Here is a 5056-nt window from a genome sequence, read left to right as displayed (position 1 = left end):
AAACGTCCGGAGGAGACCCGGGAGGGAATCCGAAGGAAGCGTCCGTTCCTTGAGAACTCAACAGCGTGCCAAAAGTCAACGCCAGATATGTTGATACCCCGGCCCATCCTTCAGTGGTGGGTTGAGGTTCCTTTGAAACAACACAGCGAGGATGCTGTGAACCGAGGGGATTATTCCTCTTCTTGGTTCCGCTCTTCCGCGAATGAAGCATTCACGGAGAGTTTGATCCTGGCTCAGGACGAACGCTGGCGGCGTGCTTAACACATGCAAGTCGAACGATGAAGCCGCTTCGGTGGTGGATTAGTGGCGAACGGGTGAGTAACACGTGGGCAATCTGCCCTGCACTTCGGGACAAGCCCTGGAAACGGGGTCTAATACCGGATACGACCACTTGAGGCATCTCATGGTGGTGGAAAGCTCCGGCGGTGCAGGATGAGCCCGCGGCCTATCAGCTTGTTGGTGGGGTGATGGCCTACCAAGGCGACGACGGGTAGCCGGCCTGAGAGGGCGACCGGCCACACTGGGACTGAGACACGGCCCAGACTCCTACGGGAGGCAGCAGTGGGGAATATTGCACAATGGGCGCAAGCCTGATGCAGCGACGCCGCGTGAGGGATGACGGCCTTCGGGTTGTAAACCTCTTTCAGCAGGGAAGAAGCGCAAGTGACGGTACCTGCAGAAGAAGCACCGGCTAACTACGTGCCAGCAGCCGCGGTAATACGTAGGGTGCGAGCGTTGTCCGGAATTATTGGGCGTAAAGAGCTCGTAGGCGGCTTGTCGCGTCGGATGTGAAAGCCCGGGGCTTAACCCCGGGTCTGCATTCGATACGGGCAGGCTGGAGTTCGGCAGGGGAGATTGGAATTCCTGGTGTAGCGGTGAAATGCGCAGATATCAGGAGGAACACCGGTGGCGAAGGCGGATCTCTGGGCCGATACTGACGCTGAGGAGCGAAAGCGTGGGGAGCGAACAGGATTAGATACCCTGGTAGTCCACGCCGTAAACGTTGGGCACTAGGTGTGGGCGACATTCCACGTCGTCCGTGCCGCAGCTAACGCATTAAGTGCCCCGCCTGGGGAGTACGGCCGCAAGGCTAAAACTCAAAGGAATTGACGGGGGCCCGCACAAGCGGCGGAGCATGTGGCTTAATTCGACGCAACGCGAAGAACCTTACCAAGGCTTGACATACACCGGAAAGCGCTGGAGACAGTGCCCCCCTTTGGGTCGGTGTACAGGTGGTGCATGGCTGTCGTCAGCTCGTGTCGTGAGATGTTGGGTTAAGTCCCGCAACGAGCGCAACCCTTGTCCTGTGTTGCCAGCAACTCTTCGGAGGTTGGGGACTCACGGGAGACTGCCGGGGTCAACTCGGAGGAAGGTGGGGACGACGTCAAGTCATCATGCCCCTTATGTCTTGGGCTGCACACGTGCTACAATGGCCGGTACAATGAGCTGCGATGCCGTGAGGTGGAGCGAATCTCAAAAAGCCGGTCTCAGTTCGGATTGGGGTCTGCAACTCGACCCCATGAAGTCGGAGTCGCTAGTAATCGCAGATCAGCATTGCTGCGGTGAATACGTTCCCGGGCCTTGTACACACCGCCCGTCACGTCACGAAAGTCGGTAACACCCGAAGCCGGTGGCCCAACCCCCTTTGTGGGGAGGGAATCGTCGAAGGTGGGACTGGCGATTGGGACGAAGTCGTAACAAGGTAGCCGTACCGGAAGGTGCGGCTGGATCACCTCCTTTCTAAGGAGCATCTTTGGCCACCACGGTGGTCCAGAGGCCCATTGCGTCAGCGAGTGTCTGACGGTGGGTTGCTCATGGGTGGAACGTTGACTATTCGGCACGGTCAGGGATGTCTGTTAGTACTGCTTCGGCGTGGAACGCAGGCGGTCTGGATCGTGTCGGGCGCGCTGTTGGGTGTCTGAGGGTGCGGCCGTTGGTGGCTGTCCTTCTGCGCCGGTCCCAGTGAACTCGCTGTTTGTGGCGGGGTGGTGGGTGGCTGGTTGTTGTTTGAGAACTGCACAGTGGACGCGAGCATCTGTGGCCAAGTTTTTAAGGGCGCACGGTGGATGCCTTGGCACCAGGAACCGATGAAGGACGTGGGAGGCCGCGATAGGCCCCGGGGAGCTGTCAACCGAGCTGTGATCCGGGGGTGTCCGAATGGGGGAACCCGGCAGTCGTCATGGGCTGTCACCTGCCGCTGAATGTATAGGCGGTGTGGAGGGAACGCGGGGAAGTGAAACATCTCAGTACCCGTAGGAAGAGAAAACAACCGTGATTCCGGGAGTAGTGGTGAGCGAAACCGGAGGAGGCTAAACCGTATGTGTGTGATACCCGGCAGGGGTTGCGCATGCGGGGTTGTGGGAGCTCACTTCAGTGGTCTGCCGGCTGCTGGACGAGTAAGAAATTGTTGGTGTAGGCGAAGGGCATGCGAAAGGCCCGGCGTAGAGGGTAAGACCCCCGTAGCTGAAACGTCAGCAACTCGTTTGTGGGTGTCCCAAGTAGCATGGGGCCCGAGAAATCCTGTGTGAATCTGGCGGGACCACCCGTCAAGCCTAAATATTCCCTGGTGACCGATAGCGGATAGTACCGTGAGGGAATGGTGAAAAGTACCGCGGGAGCGGAGTGAAAGAGTACCTGAAACCGTGTGCCTACAAGCCGTGGGAGCGTCGCAGGCAGTGTTCGCACTGTCTGTCGTGACTGCGTGCCTTTTGAAGAATGAGCCTGCGAGTTTGCGGCATGTTGCGAGGTTAACCCGTGTGGGGGAGCCGTAGCGAAAGCGAGTCCGAAGAGGGCGGTTGAGTAGCGTGTTCAAGACCCGAAGCGGAGTGATCTAGCCATGGGCAGGGTGAAGCGGAGGTAAGACTTCGTGGAGGCCCGAACCCACCAGGGTTGAAAACCTGGGGGATGACCTGTGGTTAGGGGTGAAAGGCCAATCAAACTCCGTGATAGCTGGTTCTCCCCGAAATGCATTTAGGTGCAGCGTCGTGTGTTTCTTGCCGGAGGTAGAGCACTGGATAGGCGATGGGCCCTACCGGGTTACTGACCTTAGCCAAACTCCGAATGCCGGTAAGTGAGAGCGCGGCAGTGAGACTGTGGGGGATAAGCTCCATGGTCGAGAGGGAAACAGCCCAGAGCATCGACTAAGGCCCCTAAGCGTGTGCTAAGTGGGAAAGGATGTGGAGTCGCAGGGACAACCAGGAGGTTGGCTTAGAAGCAGCCATCCTTGAAAGAGTGCGTAATAGCTCACTGGTCAAGTGATTCCGCGCCGATAATGTAGCGGGGCTCAAGTACACCGCCGAAGTCGTGTCACTCACACAATAGCTCTAACGGGTGTGTGGGTGGGTAGGGGAGCGTCGTGTGCCGGGTGAAGCAGCCGTGGAAGCGAGTTGTGGATGGTTCACGAGTGAGAATGCAGGCATGAGTAGCGATACATGCGTGAGAAACGTGTGCGCCGATTGACTAAGGGTTCCTGGGTCAAGCTGATCTGCCCAGGGTAAGTCGGGACCTAAGGCGAGGCCGACAGGCGTAGTCGATGGAGAACCGGTTGATATTCCGGTACCCGCTATGCAGCGTCAAACATCGAATCGGGTGATGCTAAGTCCGTGAAGCCCTCTGTTTTCTTCGGAAGACGGGTGTGGTGGAGCCGACGGTCCAAGCTTGTAGTAGGTGAGTGATGGGGTGACGCAGTGAGGTAGTCCAGCCCGGGCGATGGTTGTCCCGGGGTAAGGGTGTAGCCCGTCAGGTAGGTAAATCCGCCTGGCTTGTGGGTGAGACCTGATGCCGAGCCGTTTGTGGTGAAGTGGGTGATCCTGTGCTGTCGAGAAAAGCCTCTAGCGAGTTGTGTGGCGGCCCGTACCCTAAACCGACTCAGGTGGTCTGGTAGAGAATACCGAGGCGTTCGGGTGAACTATGGTTAAGGAACTCGGCAAAATGCCCCCGTAACTTCGGGAGAAGGGGGGCCACGCCTGGTGATCCAACATGCTTGGTGAGCTGGGGGTGGCCGCAGAGACCAGCGAGAAGCGACTGTTTACTAAAAACACAGGTCCGTGCGAAGCCGTAAGGCGATGTATACGGACTGACGCCTGCCCGGTGCTGGAACGTTAAGGGGACCGGTTAGCTCACTTTCGGGTGGGTGAAGCTGAGAACTTAAGCGCCAGTAAACGGCGGTGGTAACTATAACCATCCTAAGGTAGCGAAATTCCTTGTCGGGTAAGTTCCGACCTGCACGAATGGCGTAACGACTTCTTGACTGTCTCAACCATAGGCCCGGTGAAATTGCAGTACGAGTAAAGATGCTCGTTTCGCGCAGCAGGACGGAAAGACCCCGGGACCTTTACTACAGCTTGATATTGGTGTTCGGTTCGGCTTGTGTAGGATAGGTGGGAGACTGTGAAGCGGGCACGCCAGTGTTCGTGGAGTCGTTGTTGAAATACCACTCTGGTCGTGCTGGATGTCTAACCTGGGTCCGTGATCCGGATCGGGGACAGTGTCTGGTGGGTAGTTTAACTGGGGCGGTTGCCTCCTAAAGGGTAACGGAGGCGCCCAAAGGTTCCCTCAGCCTGGTTGGTCATCAGGTGGTGAGTGTAAGTGCACAAGGGAGCTTGACTGTGAGACTGACGGGTCGAGCAGGGACGAAAGTCGGGACTAGTGATCCGGCGGTGGCTTGTGGAAGCGCCGTCGCTCAACGGATAAAAGGTACCCCGGGGATAACAGGCTGATCTTCCCCAAGAGTCCATATCGACGGGATGGTTTGGCACCTCGATGTCGGCTCGTCGCATCCTGGGGCTGGAGTCGGTCCCAAGGGTTGGGCTGTTCGCCCATTAAAGCGGTACGCGAGCTGGGTTTAGAACGTCGTGAGACAGTTCGGTCCCTATCCGCTGCGCGCGTAGGAGTCTTGAGAAGGGCTGTCCCTAGTACGAGAGGACCGGGACGGACGGACCTCTGGTGTGCCAGTTGTTCTGCCAAGGGCATGGCTGGTTGGCTACGTTCGGGAAGGATAACCGCTGAAAGCATCTAAGCGGGAAGCCTGCTTCGAGATGAGGACTCCCACCCCCTT

The 5056-nt window shown here is 58.0% G+C and carries 2 rRNA genes; both read left to right on the top strand.

Annotation, left to right across the window (positions count from 1 at the left end):
- Positions 1 to 210 precede the first annotated feature (210 nt).
- Positions 211 to 1740 (top strand): 16S ribosomal RNA (locus JW592_RS32330).
- Positions 1741 to 2039: 299 nt separating this feature from the next.
- Positions 2040 to 5056 (top strand): 23S ribosomal RNA (locus JW592_RS32325); the annotation flags it as partial.

Origin of the sequence: Streptomyces spirodelae (genome assembly GCF_017676385.1) — a bacterium.
Lineage (GTDB): Bacteria > Actinomycetota > Actinomycetes > Streptomycetales > Streptomycetaceae > Streptomyces > Streptomyces spirodelae.
The sequence above is the reverse complement of the archived record's forward strand: the minus strand, read 5'-3'. Positions and strand labels throughout refer to the sequence as shown.